This window comes from Algiphilus sp. (assembly GCF_023145115.1).
Taxonomy (GTDB): Bacteria; Pseudomonadota; Gammaproteobacteria; order Nevskiales; family Nevskiaceae; genus Algiphilus.
Genome location: NZ_JAGLEJ010000025.1, coordinates 1 through 16,329, shown reverse-complemented (window position 1 = coordinate 16,329; position 16,329 = coordinate 1). Strand labels below are relative to the sequence as shown.

The 16,329-nt window shown below is 66.1% G+C and carries 12 protein-coding genes, 1 tRNA gene and 1 pseudogene; all 14 read left to right on the top strand.

From position 1 onward, the window contains the following. Positions 1-80: pseudogene (locus tag KAH28_RS09010) on the top strand (elongation factor Tu); the annotation flags it as partial. A gap of 92 nt (positions 81-172) precedes the next feature. Next, positions 173-248 (top strand) — tRNA-Trp (locus KAH28_RS09005). A 60-nt stretch (positions 249-308) separates the two neighbouring features. Next, complete coding sequence (secE, locus tag KAH28_RS09000; RefSeq protein WP_290575828.1) at positions 309-686, top strand: preprotein translocase subunit SecE; 378 nt, start codon at positions 309-311, stop codon at positions 684-686. 4 nt (positions 687-690) lie between these two features. Then, positions 691-1,224 carry a transcription termination/antitermination protein NusG gene (nusG, locus tag KAH28_RS08995; protein ID WP_290575826.1) on the top strand — a complete coding sequence of 178 codons (534 nt, stop codon included), beginning with the start codon at positions 691-693 and terminating at the stop codon, positions 1,222-1,224. A 311-nt stretch (positions 1,225-1,535) separates the two neighbouring features. After that, positions 1,536-1,967 carry a 50S ribosomal protein L11 gene (gene rplK, locus KAH28_RS08990; RefSeq protein ID WP_290575824.1) on the top strand — a complete coding sequence of 144 codons (432 nt, stop codon included), beginning with the start codon at positions 1,536-1,538 and terminating at the stop codon, positions 1,965-1,967. A gap of 2 nt (positions 1,968-1,969) precedes the next feature. Continuing rightward, positions 1,970-2,665 (top strand): 50S ribosomal protein L1, encoded by a 696-nt coding sequence (rplA, locus tag KAH28_RS08985; RefSeq protein ID WP_290575822.1) that lies wholly within the window; start codon positions 1,970-1,972, stop codon positions 2,663-2,665. Between the two features lie 225 nt (positions 2,666-2,890). Beyond that, positions 2,891-3,418 (top strand): 50S ribosomal protein L10, encoded by a 528-nt coding sequence (gene rplJ, locus KAH28_RS08980; protein ID WP_290575820.1) that lies wholly within the window; start codon positions 2,891-2,893, stop codon positions 3,416-3,418. Between the two features lie 79 nt (positions 3,419-3,497). Then, positions 3,498-3,887 (top strand): 50S ribosomal protein L7/L12, encoded by a 390-nt coding sequence (gene rplL / locus KAH28_RS08975; RefSeq protein WP_290575818.1) that lies wholly within the window; start codon positions 3,498-3,500, stop codon positions 3,885-3,887. Between the two features lie 451 nt (positions 3,888-4,338). Beyond that, positions 4,339-8,493: a DNA-directed RNA polymerase subunit beta gene (gene rpoB / locus KAH28_RS08970; RefSeq protein ID WP_290575816.1), complete on the top strand. Its 4,155-nt coding sequence runs from the start codon at positions 4,339-4,341 to the stop codon at positions 8,491-8,493. 99 nt (positions 8,494-8,592) lie between these two features. Beyond that, positions 8,593-12,843, top strand: a complete 4,251-nt coding sequence (gene rpoC, locus KAH28_RS08965; RefSeq protein ID WP_290575814.1) for a DNA-directed RNA polymerase subunit beta' — start codon at positions 8,593-8,595, stop codon at positions 12,841-12,843. 149 nt (positions 12,844-12,992) lie between these two features. Further along, positions 12,993-13,370, top strand: a complete 378-nt coding sequence (gene rpsL, locus KAH28_RS08960) for a 30S ribosomal protein S12 (RefSeq protein ID WP_290575812.1) — start codon at positions 12,993-12,995, stop codon at positions 13,368-13,370. A gap of 11 nt (positions 13,371-13,381) precedes the next feature. After that, the gene (gene rpsG, locus KAH28_RS08955) at positions 13,382-13,852 is read left to right on the top strand and encodes a 30S ribosomal protein S7 (RefSeq protein ID WP_290575810.1); all 471 of its coding nucleotides are present in this window, start codon (positions 13,382-13,384) and stop codon (positions 13,850-13,852) included. Between the two features lie 45 nt (positions 13,853-13,897). Continuing rightward, complete coding sequence (fusA, locus tag KAH28_RS08950) at positions 13,898-16,000, top strand: elongation factor G (protein ID WP_290575808.1); 2,103 nt, start codon at positions 13,898-13,900, stop codon at positions 15,998-16,000. Between the two features lie 48 nt (positions 16,001-16,048). Continuing rightward, positions 16,049-16,329: GTP-binding protein (locus KAH28_RS08945; RefSeq protein WP_290575806.1), on the top strand; the 281-nt coding region annotated here is incomplete at its 3' end.

Below are 16,329 nucleotides of genomic sequence, written 5' to 3'. Positions count from 1 at the left end.
TGGAGGAGGGTCTGCGCTTCGCCATTCGCGAGGGCGGCCGCACCGTCGGCGCCGGCGTGGTGGCAAAGATCATCGCCTGAGGCTCTCGGGCTTTGCTTTTCCACGGGGCGCGCGTACAATGCGCGCCCCGTGTTTTTCGTGGTTGCCGGTGTAGTCGCGGGTCGTTGTCCCCAGGGTAGTAGCTCAATTGGTAGAGCAGCGGTCTCCAAAACCGCAGGTTGGGGGTTCGAGTCCCTCCTGCCCTGCCATTTCGTGGCAGGGGTCCCGCAAGTGACCGCAGAAACCGACCCAATTTCAAGCGCTTATCGATGAGCAATTCCAAGCAGGCATCCGGCGGCAGTCTCGACACCCTCTGGATGCTCGCGGCGCTGGCCGTGGTGGGTGGCGGTATCGCTGCCTTCTACATGCTGCAGCCGCAGTACAACGTGGCCATTCGAGCCGGGATCATGGTCGCCGCCGTGGCCGCGGCTGCGTTCCTGTTCTACCAGACCGCCAATGGCCGGATCGCCTGGGGGTATCTGGTGGGTGCGCGCATCGAGATGCGCAAGACCACTTTCCCGACCCGTCAGGAGAGCATCCAGACCACGCTGCTGATCGCGCTGGTGGTGCTGATCGTGGCGCTGTTCCTCTGGGGGCTCGACTCATTCCTGCTGTGGGCGGTCCAGCTTCTGACCGGACGGGGTTAGCACGATGGCCATGAAGTGGTATGTCGTCCACGCGTACTCGCAGTACGAGAATCACGTCAAGCGTGCGCTCTTCGACCGCATCAAGCGGGAGGGCTTGCAGGAGCGCTTCGGCGACATCCTCGTGCCCACCGAGGAGGTCGTGGAGATGCGCGACGGCGTCAAGCGGACGACCGAGCGCAAGTTCTTCCCGGGCTATGTGCTCGTGCAGATCGACATGAACGAGGAAGCCTGGCATCTGGTCAAGTCGACGCCCAAGGTGCTCGGCTTCATCGGCGGCACGCCCGACCGGCCGGCGCCGATCTCGGACAAGGAAGCCGACACCATCCTCAACCGCGTCGAGGAATCGGTCGAGAAGCCGCGCCCGAAGACGCTGTTCGAGCCCGGCGAGACGGTGCGCGTCATCGACGGCCCGTTCGCGGACTTCAACGGCGTCGTCGAGGAAGTCAACTACGAGAAGAGCCGCCTGCGCGTGGCGGTGCTGATCTTTGGCCGCTCGACCCCGGTCGAGCTCGAGTTCTCGCAGGTCGAGAAGGGGTGAGCCCATTTACGGCTGCCGGTGGCAGCCGTAAATGGGTGAACGCCCGGCCATGGATGGCCGGGCAGGAACCACGCACCATGGAGGGTTACAAGCAGGACATGGATTGAAGCGACAGAGGGCAGCCCGAGCGGGCTGCCGGTGGCAGCCGCAAACGGGCGAACGCCCGGCCATGGATGGCCGGGCAGTACCCCGCACCACGGACGGTTGCAGGCAGGACGGTGATTGAAGAAGCAGGGCCTCGTTCCAGAGACGAGGCGCCGAAACCCAGGGGAGCCGCAAGGCGCTAGCACCCATTTCAGGAAGAAGGACCGATGGCAAAGAAAGTCAAGGGCTACATCAAGCTGCAGATCCCTGCAGGCAAGGCCAACCCGTCCCCGCCCGTGGGCCCGGCGCTGGGCCAGCAGGGCGTCAACATCATGGAGTTCTGCAAGGCGTTCAACGCCGAGACGCAGAACCTCGAGGCCGGCCTGCCGACCCCGGTGGTGATCACGGTCTATACCGACCGTTCCTTCACCTTCATCACCAAGACGCCGCCCGCCGGCGTGCTCATCAAGAAGGCGCTCAACCTCAAGTCGGGCAGCGGCACGCCCAACACCAAGAAGGTCGGCAGCATCTCCCGCGAGCAGCTCGAGGAGATCGCCAAGACCAAGTGGCCGGATCTGAATGCCGGTGACATGGACGCGGCCGTGCGCACCATCGCCGGCTCCGCCCGTTCCATGGGCGTCGAAGTCGAGGGGGTCTGAACATGGCACACGTGAGCAAGCGCAAGAAGGCCTTCGCCGAGAAGGTCGAGCACGGCAAGATCTATCCGCTGGATGAGGCGCTCGCCCTGCTGGGCGATATCGCCACCGCGAAGTTCCGCGAGTCGGTCGATCTGTCGATCAATCTGGGTGTCGACCCGCGCAAGTCTGATCAGAACGTACGCGGATCCACCGTGCTGCCGCACGGTTCCGGCAAGACGGTCCGCGTGGCGGTGTTCGCGCAGGGCGCCAAGGCCGAGGAGGCCGAGAGCGCCGGCGCCGATGCGGTCGGCATGGAGGAGCTGGCCGAGCGCATGAAGGGCGGCGAGCTCGACTACCAGGTGGTGATCGCCGAGCCGGCGGCCATGCGCGTGGTGGGTGCGCTCGGTCAGCTGCTGGGCCCGCGCGGCCTGATGCCGAACCCGAAGACCGGCACCGTGACCCCGGACGTGGCAACCGCCGTCAGCAACGCCAAGGCCGGCATGGCGAAGTTCCGCACCGACAAGGGTGGCGTGATCCACTGTGCCGTCGGTGCCGCCGATTTCTCGGCCGACCAGCTGCGCGACAACATCACGGCGGTGCTGCGCGATATCCGCAAGGCCAAGCCGACCACGTCGAAGGGCTCGTACATCCGCAAGGTGACGCTGTCGACCACGATGGGGCCGGGCGTGCCGGTCGAGCTGTCGAGCCTGCCGGAATGAGTTTCGCGGGTCCGGCGTCGCCGGACCCGACCCAATCTTGACTGTGTGGCGAAAGCCGCACCGTCCAAGACCGTAGGTGCCCGAGCGGGATGACCCGTGACGGATTAAATGCCGGAAGGCGGCCTGCGCAGATGGTGAATCACCCCGCGAGGGGTGCGCCGTACAGGGGGAAGCCGGGCGGTATGCCGGTTTCCATGTTGTTGTGCCACCAGGAGCATTGAGTAAATGGCATTACGTCTGCATCAGAAGCAAGCCCTGGTAGCGGAAGTCAACGAAGTCGCGCAGCAGGCGCACGCGGCGGTCGCGGCCGAGTACATCGGTCTCACCGCTGGCCAGCTCGACGTGCTGAGAGCGAAGGCCCGCGAGGGTCAGATCTATCTGCACGTCGTCAAGAACTCGCTGGCCAAGCGCGCGGTGGAAGGCACGCAGTTCGAGTGTCTGACGCCGTCGCTCGTGGGCCCGATCATGCTGGGTTTCGCGCTCGAGGATCCGTCCTCGGTCGGGCGCGTCATCAAGGACTTCGCCAAGAAGCATCCGAAGCTGGTCGTGAAGTCGGTTGCCATGGGCGGTGTCGCCTACGGCCCCTCCGACATCGAACGACTGGCGTCGCTGCCCAACCGCGAAGAGGCACTGGCGATGTTCATGGGCACTCTCAAGGCGCCCATCGGGAACTTCGTCCGCCTCCTCAACGAGCCCACGGCCAAGTTCGTGCGCACGTTGTCGGCGGTCGGCGAGGCCAAGAAGGCCGCCTGACCGGGTGCTTCGCGCTTTCCGCTGCAGTTTCAGTAGCAATCGATCGGCTTTACCACACATTCAATCGAGGTAACCAACCATGGCACTGTCCAACGAAGAAATCATCGACGCCATCGCCGAGAAGTCCGTCATGGACATCGTCGAGCTCGTCAAGGCAATGGAAGAGAAGTTCGGCGTCACCGCCGCGGCCCCCGTGGCCGTCGCCGGTGCCGCAGCGGCCGGCGGTGATGCCGGCGGCGGCGAGGCAGCCGAGGAGAAGACCGAGTTCACGGTCGTCCTCGCCTCCTTCGGCGAGAACAAGGTCGGCGTCATCAAGGCCGTCCGCGAGGTCACCGGCCTGGGTCTGAAGGAAGCCAAGGACCTGGTCGAGGGGGCGCCGAAGGAGCTGAAGGAAGACGTCTCCAAGGACGACGCCGAAGCGATGAAGAAGAAGCTCGAGGAAGCCGGCGCTACCGTCGAGATCAAGTAAGAAGCGAGCCGCCGTCCGCCGGCTCTCCGGCGGGCGGCGCACATGCTCCAGGAGCCGAATTGCCCCATTCCGATCGTCGTGCGTGCAACCGATGCAGCGTTCCGGTGTCCCAGGACACGGGCGGTCCTCGGCGGCGCGTGCACGGCGTCATGGTCGGTGGCGGTTCCGGAGGTTCGCGACAGGGCGCGGCCTTGCCGCGTCCCCGGCAAGTCGTTCCGGTCGCGCGGCCGCGCGGCAGGGCATTGCAGGTGACCGTACGCATTTGTTGATTCGAGCTTCAATCCGAATCCCGTCAGCCGGGTGCGCTTCGCGCCCGGCTGCTTTTGCTTGTCCGTCGAACGGGTCTGGGGCCTGCCGTCGCGCCATCGTGCGCCGGCAGGCCCGAGCCCCGTCGCGCGCCGGGACCCCCGGCGTGCGGCAGGCCGTGATCACGCAGCAGCAGGTATAACTCATGAGCTACTCCTTCACCGAGAAAAAGCGCGTCCGCAAGAACTTCCGCAAGCAGGAAGACACCTTGCCGATCCCCTTCCTGCTGGCTACGCAGATCGATTCCTATCGCAGCTTCCTGCAGGCCGAGGCGCAGCCCGGCAAGCGCCGCGACATGGGGCTGCACGCGGCCTTCCAGTCGGTCTTCCCGATGCTGAGCTATTCCGGCGCCGCGGCGCTGGAGTATCTGTCGTACCGGCTCGGCGAGCCGGTGTTCGACGAGAAGGAGTGCCGCATCCGCGGTCTCAACTACTCGGCACCGCTGCGCGTGAAGTGCCGCCTCGTCATCTACGACAAGGAATCCAAGGAGAAGCGCGTCAAGGAGGTGCGTGAGCAGGAGGTGTACATGGGCGAGCTGCCGCTCATGACCGAGAACGGCACCTTCATCATCAACGGCACCGAGCGCGTCATCGTTTCCCAGCTGCACCGCTCGCCGGGCGTGTTCTTCGATCACGACCGCGGCAAGACGCACAGCTCGGGCAAGCTGCTCTACACCGCCCGGGTGATCCCGTACCGTGGCTCCTGGCTGGACTTCGAGTTCGATCCGAAGGACAACCTCTACGTCCGCATCGACCGCCGTCGCAAGCTGCCGGCGACGATCCTGCTGCGCGCGCTGGGGTACGACAACCAGTGGATGCTGGAGACCTTCCACGAGCGCAACGTCCACCACCTTACCGACGAGGGCGCGAACCTCGAGCTGGTGCCCGAGCGCCTGAAGGGCGAGACCGCCACCTTCGACATCGCCGACAAGGAAGGCAATGTCATCGTCGAGACCGGCAAGCGCATCACCGCGCGCCACATCCGCCTGATCGGCCAGGCCGGCATCGAGACCCTGTTCGTGCCGGACGCCTATCTGCTGGGCAAGATCGTGGCGCGCGACATCGTGTCCGAGGACGGCGAGATCATCGCCGCGGCCAACAGCGAGATCACCGAGGAGCTGCTGGCAGCTCTGCGCGAGGCCAAGGTCGACACCCTGCATACGCTCTATGTCAATGATTTCGACAAGGGCCCGTACATCTCGACCACGCTCAATATCGACTCCACGCGCACGCGTCTGGAAGCGCTGGTGGAGATCTACCGCATGATGCGTCCGGGCGAGCCGCCCACCAAGGACGCCGCCGAGGCGCTGTTCCACAACCTGTTCTTCACCTTCGAACGCTACGACCTCTCCGCGGTCGGCCGCATGAAGTTCAACCGCCGACTGCGCCGTGACAACGTCACCGGCCCGGCCGTGCTCTACGACGGTCGCTACTTCGCCAGCCAGCCGAAGGACGAGAACTGCGCCAAGCTGCTCGAGCAGTACGGCGAGGATCACTCCGACATCGTCGATGTCATGAAGGAGATCGTCGCCATCCGCAACGGCGAGGGTGTCACCGACGACATCGACCACCTCGGCAACCGGCGCATCCGCTCGGTGGGCGAGATGGCCGAGAACGTCTTCCGGACCGGCCTGGTGCGCGTCGAGCGTGCGGTGCGCGAGCGCCTGGCGCTGGCCGAAGCCGAGAACCTGACGCCGCAGGACCTGATCAACGCCAAGCCGGTGTCGGCGGCGGTGAAGGAATTCTTCGGCTCCTCGCAGCTGTCGCAGTTCATGGACCAGAACAACCCGCTGTCGGAGGTCACGCACAAGCGTCGCGTGTCCGCCCTCGGCCCGGGCGGTCTGACCCGCGAGCGCGCCGGCTTCGAGGTGCGCGACGTGCACCCGACGCACTACGGTCGCATCTGCCCCATCGAGACGCCGGAAGGCCCGAACATCGGCCTCATCAACTCGCTGGCGGTCTATGCCCGCACCAACGAGTACGGCTTCCTCGAGACGCCGTACCGCAAGGTGACCGATGGCGTGGTCAGCGACGAGATCGAGTACCTCTCGGCCATCGAGGAAGGGCGCTACACCATTGCGCAGGCGAACTCGGTGCTGGACGAGAAGGGCAACTTCGTCAACGACCTGATCTCGGTCCGCGTGCAGAACGAGTTCTCGATGCTGCCGCCGAGCGAAGTCCACTACATGGACATTTCGCCCCGCCAGATCGTCTCGGTCGCGGCCGCGCTCGTGCCCTTCCTGGAGCACGATGATGCCAACCGCGCGCTCATGGGCGCCAACATGCAGCGCCAGGCCGTGCCCACGCTCAAGGCCGACAAGCCGCTGGTGGGCACCGGCATCGAGAAGCGCGTGGCGGTCGACTCCGGCAACGCCATCACCGCCCGCCGCGGCGGGCGGGTCGACAAGGTCGACGCCGGGCGCGTGGTCATCCGGGTCAACGACGACGAGGCCGTGCCGGGCGAGGCCGGTGTCGACATCTACAACCTGGTGAAGTACACGCGTTCCAACCAGAACACGTGCATGAACCAGAAGCCGATCGTGAAGCCGGGCGACGTGGTCGCGCGCGGGGACGTCGTCGCCGACGGCCCCAGCACCGACATCGGCGAGCTGGCGCTGGGCCAGAACATGCTGGTCGCGTTCATGCCCTGGAACGGCTACAACTTCGAGGACTCGATCCTGGTTTCCGAGCGCGTTGTCGCCGAGGACCGCTTCACGACGGTCCACATCGAGGAGCTCAACTGCGTCGCGCGCGAGACCAAGCTCGGTTCCGAGGAGATTTCCGCGGACATCCCGAACGTCAACGAAGCCGCGCTGCGCAAGCTGGACGAGTCCGGCATCGTCTACATCGGCGCCGAGGTCAAGGCCGGCGACATCCTGGTCGGCAAGGTCACGCCCAAGGGCGAGACCCAGCTCACCCCCGAGGAGAAGCTGCTGCGCGCGATCTTCGGCGAGAAGGCGTCGGATGTGAAGGACACCTCGCTGCGCGTGCCGGCCGGCATGGACGGCACCGTCATCGACGTGCGCGTGTTCACCCGCGAGGGAGTCCAGAAGGACAAGCGTGCCACCGACATCGAGGAGGCCGAGAAGACCCAGGTGCGCAAGGACCTCAACGACGAGCTCCGCATCTTCGAGGACGACATCTTCGATCGCCTCTCGCGCGTGCTGGTCGGGCAGGTTGCCGACGGCGGTCCGAACAAGCTCAAGAAGGGCGCCGAGGTCACGCAGGAGTACCTGGATTCGGTCGAGCGCGAGCGCTGGTTCGAGATCCGCCTGCGCGACGAGGAGGCCCAGACCACGCTCGAGACCTCGGCGCGTCAGCTCAAGGACATGAAGGCCGAGTTCGACAAGCGCTTCGAGTCCAAGAAGACCAAGATCGAGCAGGGCGACGAGCTCGCGCCCGGCGTCCTCAAGACCGTCAAGGTCTACATGGCCGTCAAGCGCCGCATCCAGCCGGGCGACAAGATGGCCGGCCGCCACGGCAACAAGGGCGTGATCTCGCAGATCGTCCCGGTCGAGGACATGCCGCACCTGCCGGACGGCACCCCGGTCGACGTCGTTCTGAACCCGCTGGGCGTGCCGTCGCGCATGAACATCGGGCAGCTCCTCGAGACCCATCTGGGCTGGGCCGCGCGCGGCCTCGGCCAGCGGATCCAGGAGATGCTCGAGCAGCAGAAGGCGATCGCCGAGCTGCGCAAGTTCCTCGACGACATCTACAACACCAGCAGCGACGGCATCGATCACACCGATCTCGAGCAGTTCAGCGACGAGGAAGTCCTGACGCTGGCGCGCAACCTCTGCGGCGGCGTGCCGATGGCGACGCCGGTGTTCGACGGCGCCTCCGAAGCCGAGATCAAGCGGCTGCTGAAGCTGGCCGGACTGCCCGAGGGCGGCCAGGCCAGGCTGACCGACGGCCGCAGCGGCGAGCCGCTGGCGCGTCCGGTGACCGTGGGCTACATGTACATGCTCAAGCTCAACCACCTGATCGACGACAAGATGCACGCCCGCAGCACGGGGCCGTACTCGCTCGTCACCCAGCAGCCGCTGGGCGGCAAGGCGCAGTTCGGCGGCCAGCGCTTCGGCGAGATGGAGGTGTGGGCGCTGGAGGCCTACGGCGCCGCCTACACGCTGCAGGAGATGCTGACCGTGAAGTCGGACGACACCGTCGGTCGTACCAAGATGTACAAGGCCATCGTCGACGGCGACCACCGCATGGTGGCCGGCATGCCGGAGTCCTTCAATGTGCTCGTCAAGGAGATCCGCTCCATCGGTCTCAACATCGAGCTGGTGCAAAGTGAATAAGGCGCGACGTCACGCGTCCCGGGGCTCCGCCCCCGGGAGCGCTGATCCCCGGTGCGGTGCTTCCGTCACCGCCGTCGTAGCCCATTTCGGAGTTTCGTGATGAAAGATCTGCTGAACCTGCTGCGCAACAACGACGAAGTCGACGATTTCGACGCCATCAAGATCTCGCTGGCTTCGCCGGAGCAGATCCGCTCGTGGTCGTACGGCGAGGTCAAGAAGCCCGAGACCATCAACTACCGCACCTTCAAGCCCGAGCGCGACGGCCTGTTCTGCGCCAAGCTGTTCGGACCGATCAAGGACTACGAGTGCCTGTGCGGCAAGTACAAGCGCCTCAAGCACCGCGGCGTGGTGTGCGAGAAGTGCGGCGTCGAGGTCACCGTCGCCAAGGTGCGCCGCGAGCGCATGGCGCACATCGACCTGGCCGCGCCGGTGGCGCACATCTGGTTCCTGAAGTCGCTGCCGTCGCGCATCGGCCTGCTGCTGGACATGCCGCTGCGCGCCATCGAGCGGGTGCTCTACTTCGAGGCGCACGTGGTGGTCGACCCCGGCCTGACGCCGCTGGAGAAGTACACGCTGCTCACCGAGGACGAGTATCTCGACGCGGTCGAGCAGTACGGCGATGACTTCGACGCCCGCATGGGCGCCGAGGCGGTGCTCGACCTGCTCAAGCAGATCGACCTCCACAAGGAGGCGGTCCGCATGCGCGAGGAGATCGGCGCCACCAATTCCGACACCAAGATCAAGAAGCTGGGCAAGCGCCTCAAGCTGATCGAGTCCTTCCTGGCATCCGGCAACAAGCCGGAGTGGATGATCCTCGACGTGCTGCCGGTGCTGCCGCCGGACCTGCGTCCGCTGGTGCCCCTCGACGGCGGCCGCTTCGCGACCTCCGACCTCAACGATCTGTATCGCCGCGTCATCAACCGCAACAACCGCCTGCGCCGGCTGCTGGAGCTGTACGCGCCGGACATCATCGTGCGCAACGAGAAGCGCATGCTGCAGGAGTCGGTGGACGCGCTGATCGACAACGGCCGCCGCGGCCGCGCCATCACCGGCACCAACAAGCGCCCGCTCAAGTCGCTCTCCGACATGATCAAGGGCAAGCAGGGCCGCTTCCGCCAGAATCTGCTGGGCAAGCGCGTCGACTACTCGGGTCGCTCGGTCATCGTGGTCGGCCCGACCCTGCGCCTGCATCAGTGCGGCCTGCCCAAGAAGATGGCGCTGGAGCTGTTCAAGCCCTTCGTCTTCTCGCGCCTGCAGCGCCTCGGCCACGCCACCACCATCAAGATGGCGAAGAAGATGGTGGAGCGCGAGGAAGGCATCGTCTGGGACGTGCTCGAGGAGTGCATCAAGGAGCACCCGGTGCTCCTGAACCGCGCCCCGACGCTGCACCGTCTCGGCATCCAGGCCTTCGAGCCGGTCCTCATCGAGGGCAAGGCCATCCAGCTGCATCCGCTCGTCTGCACGGCGTTCAATGCCGACTTCGACGGCGACCAGATGGCCGTGCACGTGCCGCTCTCGCTGGAAGCCCAGCTCGAGGCGCGCGTGCTGATGATGTCCTCGAACAACATCCTGTCCCCGGCCAACGGCGATCCCATCATCGTGCCCAGCCAGGACGTCGTCCTCGGGCTGTACTGGATGTCGCGCGAGCGCATCGGCGCCAAGGGCGACGGCATGGTCCTGGCCGACGTTTCCGAGGTGCACCGCGCGCACAGCAGCGGTGAGCTGGAGCTGCAGGCGCGCATCAAGGTGCGCATCGACGACTGGATCGACGAGGAGGACGGCAACGGCCGTCCGGTGCGTCACATCGTCGAGACCACCGCCGGCCGCGCGCTGATGTCCGAGATCCTGCCGGAGAAGGTGCCCTTCTCGGTGGTCAACAAGACGCTGACCAAGAAGGAGGTCGGCAAGGTCATCGACTACGTGTACCGCCGCTGCGGCACCAAGGACACGGTGGTCTTCGCGGACCAGCTGATGTACCTCGGCTTCGGCCAGTCGACGCAGTCGGGCATCTCCTTCTGCATCGACGACATGATCATCCCGGACGAGAAGTACACCTTCCTCGACGAGGCCGAGGACAAGGTCAAGGAGATCAACGAGGAGTACACCCAGGGTCTGACCACCGCCGGCGAGCGCTACAACCGCGTGGTCGACGTCTGGTCGCGTGCCAATGACAGCATCGCCAAGGCGATGATGACGCGCATCGGTACCGAGGAAGCCACCGAGCGCGACGGCAGCACCGTCACGCAGCCGAGCTTCAACTCGGTGTTCATGATGGCCGACTCCGGCGCCCGCGGCTCGCAGGCGCAGATCCGCCAGCTCGCCGGCATGCGCGGCCTGATGGCCAAGCCGGACGGCTCCATCATCGAGACGCCCATCACCGCGAACTTCCGCGAGGGCCTCAACGTCCTGCAGTACTTCATCTCCACCCACGGCGCCCGCAAGGGTCTGGCCGACACCGCGCTCAAGACCGCCAACTCGGGCTATCTGACGCGCCGTCTGGTCGACGTCTCGCAGGACGTGGTGGTGACCGCCGAGGACTGCGGCACCGAGTCCGGCCTGCTGATGACGCCGATCGTCGAGGGCGGCGACGTCCTCGAGGCCCTGCGCGACCGCGTGCTCGGCCGCGTGCTGCTCCAGGACGTGCACATCCCGGGCACCGACGACGTGCTCATCGAGGAGGGCGCGATGCTCGACGAGCGTCTGTGCGATCTGCTCGAGCAGCACTCGGTGGACGAGGTCTGGGTGCGCAGCCCGATCACCTGCGAGCAGGGCTTCGGCATCTGCGCGCAGTGCTACGGCCGTGACCTGGCCCGGGGCCATCGTGTCAACATCGGCGAGTCGGTGGGCGTCATCGCCGCCCAGTCGATCGGCGAGCCCGGCACGCAGCTGACCATGCGTACCTTCCACGTCGGCGGCGCGGCGTCGCGGTCGGTGGCCGCGGACGGCGCGGACACCCGTGCCGGCGGTACCGTCAAGCTGCACAACGTGAAGACCGTGCAGAACCAGGAGGGCAACCTCGTGGCGGTGTCGCGTTCCGGCGAGATCGGCATCATCGCCGACGACGGTCGCGAGCGCGAGCGCTACAAGATTCCGTACGGCGCGGTCATCGAGGTGCAGGACGGCGAGACCGCCAAGTCCGGCAGCCGGCTCGCCAAGTGGGATCCGCATACCCACCCGATCGTCACCGAGCTGGCGGGCCGCGTGCGCTTCCAGGACTTCGAGGAGGGCAGCACCGTCAACCGCGAGGAGGACCCGATCACCGGCGTCTCCACGCTGGTGGTGTCCGAGTCGCAGTCGCGCAGCGCGCGCGAGCAGCGCCCGACCGTGGTGCTGCTCGGCGACGACGGCGAGCCGCTGACCTTCCCCGATACGGACATCCCGGTCGCCTATGCGCTGCCGGCCCGTGCGGTCGTGGTCGTGGAGGACGGCGTCGACGTCAAGATCGGCGACGTCATCGCGCGCATCCCGCAGGAGGCCTCGAAGTCGCGCGACATCACCGGCGGTCTGCCGCGTGTCGCCGACCTCTTCGAGGCGCGCAAGCCCAAGGATCCGGCCGTGCTCGCCGAGGCCACCGGCACGGTGCGCTTCGGCACCGCCACCAAGGGCAAGCAGCGCCTCAAGATCGTGCAGAGCGACGGCGAGGAAGTCGAGCTGCTCATTCCGAAGTGGCAGCAGATCTCGGTGTTCGAGGGTGAGCACGTCGAGCAGGGCGAGCAGATCACCGACGGCGAGCCGTCGCCGCACGACATCCTGCGCCTGCGCGGCGTGGTGGCCCTCGCCAACCACCTCGTGAAGGAGATCCAGGATGTCTACCGCCTTCAGGGCGTGACCATCAACGACAAGCACATCGAGACGATCGTGCGTCAGATGCTGCGCAAGGTGGAGATCACCGATTCCGGCGATTCCCACTTCCTGCACGGCGAGCAGGTCGAGCTGTTCGCGGCCGAGGACGCCAACCGCAAGCTCAAGGGCGACGGCAAGCGTCCGAGCAGGTTCGAGCGGCTCATCCTGGGCATCACCAAGGCCAGCCTGTCGACCGAGTCCTTCATCTCGGCGGCGAGCTTCCAGGAGACCACGCGCGTGCTCACCGAGGCCGCCGTGCGCGGTTCGCGCGACGACCTGCGCGGTCTCAAGGAGAACGTCATCGTCGGGCGCCTCATTCCCGCGGGTACCGGCCTGTCCTTCCACGAGCAGCGTCGCAAGGCCCGTGGCGGGAGTTTCCTGGCCGATCTGCAGATGCCCGCCCCGGGTGCTGCGGACTTCGCCGAGAGCGGCTCCTCGGCCGCTGCAACGGCGGGCAGCGACGCCGCCGGGGCCGAGGACGAGGCCGGCGAGGGCAGCGAGGACTGACCCTGCCCGGACGCCGCCACGGAAAGCGCGCCGTGGCGGCGTTCGCCGGTTGACAGGCCCGCCGAGGGCCTCTATATTGCGCGCCCTTCCTGACGGGCCGGCCAACACCGCCGGCCCGTCATTTCTTTCATAAGTCGGAAGTCACCATCGTGCCAACGATCAATCAGTTAGTGCGCAAGGGTCGCTCGACCCGAGCCGTTCCGTCGAAGGTGCCCGCCCTCGAGAAGAGCCCCCAGCGGCGTGGCGTGTGCACCCGTGTCTATACCACCACCCCGAAGAAGCCGAACTCGGCCATGCGGAAGGTGTGCAAGGTGCGCCTGACCAATGGCTACGAGGTGATTTCCTACATCGGCGGCGAAGGCCACAACCTGCAGGAGCACTCGGTCGTGCTCATCCGCGGTGGCCGCGTCAAGGACCTTCCGGGTGTGCGCTACCACACCGTGCGCGGCGCGCTCGACTGCGCCGGCATCGACAAGCGTCGCCAGGGTCGTTCCAAGTACGGCGCCAAGCGCCCCAAGAGCAGCTAGGAGGGGTCGCCATGCGTCGTCGTCGCGCCGAAGTCCGCAAGGTCCTCCCGGACCCCAAGTTCCATTCCGAACTGCTGGCCAAGTTCATCAACATGATGATGATCGCCGGCAAGCGCTCCGTGGCCGAGAAGATCGTCTACGGGGCTCTCGACATCGTTTCCAGCAAGCAGGGCACGGACGAGCCGCTGCCGGTGCTGGAGCAGGCGCTCGACAACGTGCGCCCGACCGTCGAGGTCAAGTCGCGCCGCGTCGGCGGTGCCACCTATCAGGTCCCCGTCGAGGTGCGTGCGGTGCGCCGCAACACCCTGGCGATGCGCTGGATCATCGACGCCACCCGCGCCCGCGGCGAGCAGGGCATGTCCCAGCGCCTGGCCGGCGAGCTGATGGACGCGGCCGAGAGCCGCGGCGCCGCCGTCAAGAAGCGCGAGGACACCCACCGCATGGCGGAGGCCAACAAGGCCTTTTCGCATTTCCGCTGGTAGCAGCGGAACCGATCGACCGCAGAAGCCCGAACCGAGGAATCCGCCGTGGCACGCAATACCCCCATCGAGCGCTATCGCAACATCGGTATTTCCGCGCATATCGACGCCGGAAAGACCACCACCACCGAGCGCGTGCTGTTCTACACCGGCGTGTCGCACAAGATGGGCGAGGTGCATGACGGCGCCGCGACCATGGACTGGATGGAGCAGGAGCAGGAGCGCGGCATCACCATCACCTCGGCGGCGACCACCTGCTTCTGGCAGGGCATGGACAAGCAGTTCGAGGAGCACCGGGTCAACATCATCGATACCCCCGGGCACGTCGACTTCACCATCGAGGTCGAGCGTTCGATGCGCGTGCTCGACGGCGCGGTCATGGTGTATTGCGCGGTCGGCGGCGTGCAGCCGCAGTCCGAGACGGTCTGGCGTCAGGCGACCAAGTACAAGGTCCCGCGCATGGGCTTCGTCAACAAGATGGACCGCACCGGCGCCAACTTCTTCAACGTCGTCGAGCAGATGCAGGCGCGCCTGAACGCGAACCCGATCCCGATCGTCATTCCGATCGGCGCCGAGGACGGCTTCGAGGGCGTTATCGACCTGGTGACCATGAAGGCCATCTACTGGAATCCGGAGGACATGGGCATGACCTATGAGCTCCGCGACATTCCGGAGAGCCTGCAGTCCGAGGCGGCCGAGTGGCGCGAGAAGATGGTGGAGACCGTCGCCGAGAGCAGCGAGGAGCGCATGGAGCGGTATCTCGAGGAAGGCGACCTGCCTGCCGACGAGGTCTATGCTGGTCTGCGCGAGCTGACCCTGAAGCGCGAGATCGTGCCGATGATGTGCGGCACCGCCTTCAAGAACAAGGGCGTGCAGTTCCTCCTGGATGCGGTCATCCGCTACATGCCGAGCCCGACCGAGGTCCCGGCCGTCGAGGGCACCGATCCCGACGACTCCGAGAAGCGTCTCGTCCGCAAGGCGGACGACAAGGAGCCGTTCTCGGCGCTGGCGTTCAAGATCATGTCCGACAAGTACGTCGGCAGCCTGACCTTCATCCGTGTCTATTCGGGCGTGCTCAACGCCGGCGACTCGGTGTTCAACCCGATCTCCGGCAAGAAGGAGCGCATCGGGCGTCTGCTGCAGATGCACTCCAACAAGCGCGAAGAGGTCAAGTCGGTCCACGCCGGCGACATTGCCGCCTGTGTCGGCATCTCGCACATCGTCACCGGCACCACGCTCTGCGATCCGGATCACCAGATCATGCTCGAGCGCATGGAATTCCCGGAGCCGGTCATCAGCCAGGCCGTCGAGCCCAAGACCAAGGCCGACCAGGAGAAGATGGCGACCGCGCTGCAGAAGCTCGCCATCGAGGATCCGTCGTTCCGCGTGCACACCGACGAGGAGTCTGGCCAGACCATCATCTCCGGCATGGGCGAGCTGCACCTCGAGGTGCTGATCGATCGCCTCAAGCGCGAGTTCGGCGTCGAGGCCAACATCGGCCAGCCGCAGGTCGCGTACCGCGAGACCATCAAGACCCAGGTCGAGGCTGAGGGCAAGTTCGTCCGTCAGTCCGGCGGTCGCGGTCAGTACGGCCACGTCTGGCTGCGCATCGAGCCGCAGGAGGCCGGTGCCGGCTACGAGTTCGTCAACAGCATCGTCGGCGGCGTCGTGCCGAAGGACTACATCAACTCGGTGGACAAGGGTATCCAGGAGCAGATGCAGAACGGTGTCATCGGCGGCTATCCGGTGGTCGACGTGAAGGTCACGCTGTTCGACGGGTCATACCACGACGTCGACTCCAGCGAGATGGCCTTCAAGATCGCCGCCTCGATGGGCTTCAAGGAGGGCGCGCGCAAGGCGACGCCGGTGATCCTCGAACCCATCATGAAGGTCGAGGTCGTCACGCCCGAGGATTACATGGGCGACGTCATGGGCGACCTCTCGAAGCGCCGCGGTCTGGTGCAGGGCAACGAGGACAGCCCCTCCGGCAAGGTCATCGAGGCCGAGGTGCCGCTCTCCGAGATGTTCGGCTACTCGACCACCCTGCGCTCGATGAGCCAGGGCCGGGCCACCTATTCGATGGAATTCAAGAAGTACGACGAGGCGCCCGCCAGCGTCGCCGCCGCCCTTATCAAGCAGGACGCGGCCTAAGCGTCGCCGCGCTGTCCGCACTCACTATCAGTCTCAGGAAGCAACGACATGGCCAAAGCAAAATTCGAGCGCACGAAGTCTCACGTGAACGTTGGGACGATCGGTCACGTGGACCACGGCAAGACGACGCTGACGGCGGCGCTGACGCTGTGCCAGGCGAAGAAGTACGGTGGCGAGGCGCAGGCGTTCGACATGATCGACAAGGCGCCGGAAGAGAAGGCGCGCGGTATCACGATTTCGACGTCGCACGTGGAGTACGAGTCGGACACGCGTCACTACGCGCACGTGGACTGCCCGGGGCACGCGGACTACGTGAAGAACATGATCAC

What these genes read in the sequence shown, in the direction of transcription:
- rplK (WP_290575824.1), top strand. Translation starts at nt 1,536, where the DNA reads ATGGCAAAGAAAGTCAAGGGCTACATCAAGCTGCAGATCCCTGCAGGC.
- secE (WP_290575828.1), top strand. Translation starts at nt 309, where the DNA reads ATGAGCAATTCCAAGCAGGCATCCGGCGGCAGTCTCGACACCCTCTGG.
- rpoB (WP_290575816.1), top strand. Translation starts at nt 4,339, where the DNA reads ATGAGCTACTCCTTCACCGAGAAAAAGCGCGTCCGCAAGAACTTCCGC.
- rplL (WP_290575818.1), top strand. Translation starts at nt 3,498, where the DNA reads ATGGCACTGTCCAACGAAGAAATCATCGACGCCATCGCCGAGAAGTCC.
- rpsG (WP_290575810.1), top strand. Translation starts at nt 13,382, where the DNA reads ATGCGTCGTCGTCGCGCCGAAGTCCGCAAGGTCCTCCCGGACCCCAAG.
- rpoC (WP_290575814.1), top strand. Translation starts at nt 8,593, where the DNA reads ATGAAAGATCTGCTGAACCTGCTGCGCAACAACGACGAAGTCGACGAT.
- rplA (WP_290575822.1), top strand. Translation starts at nt 1,970, where the DNA reads ATGGCACACGTGAGCAAGCGCAAGAAGGCCTTCGCCGAGAAGGTCGAG.
- nusG (WP_290575826.1), top strand. Translation starts at nt 691, where the DNA reads ATGGCCATGAAGTGGTATGTCGTCCACGCGTACTCGCAGTACGAGAAT.
- rplJ (WP_290575820.1), top strand. Translation starts at nt 2,891, where the DNA reads ATGGCATTACGTCTGCATCAGAAGCAAGCCCTGGTAGCGGAAGTCAAC.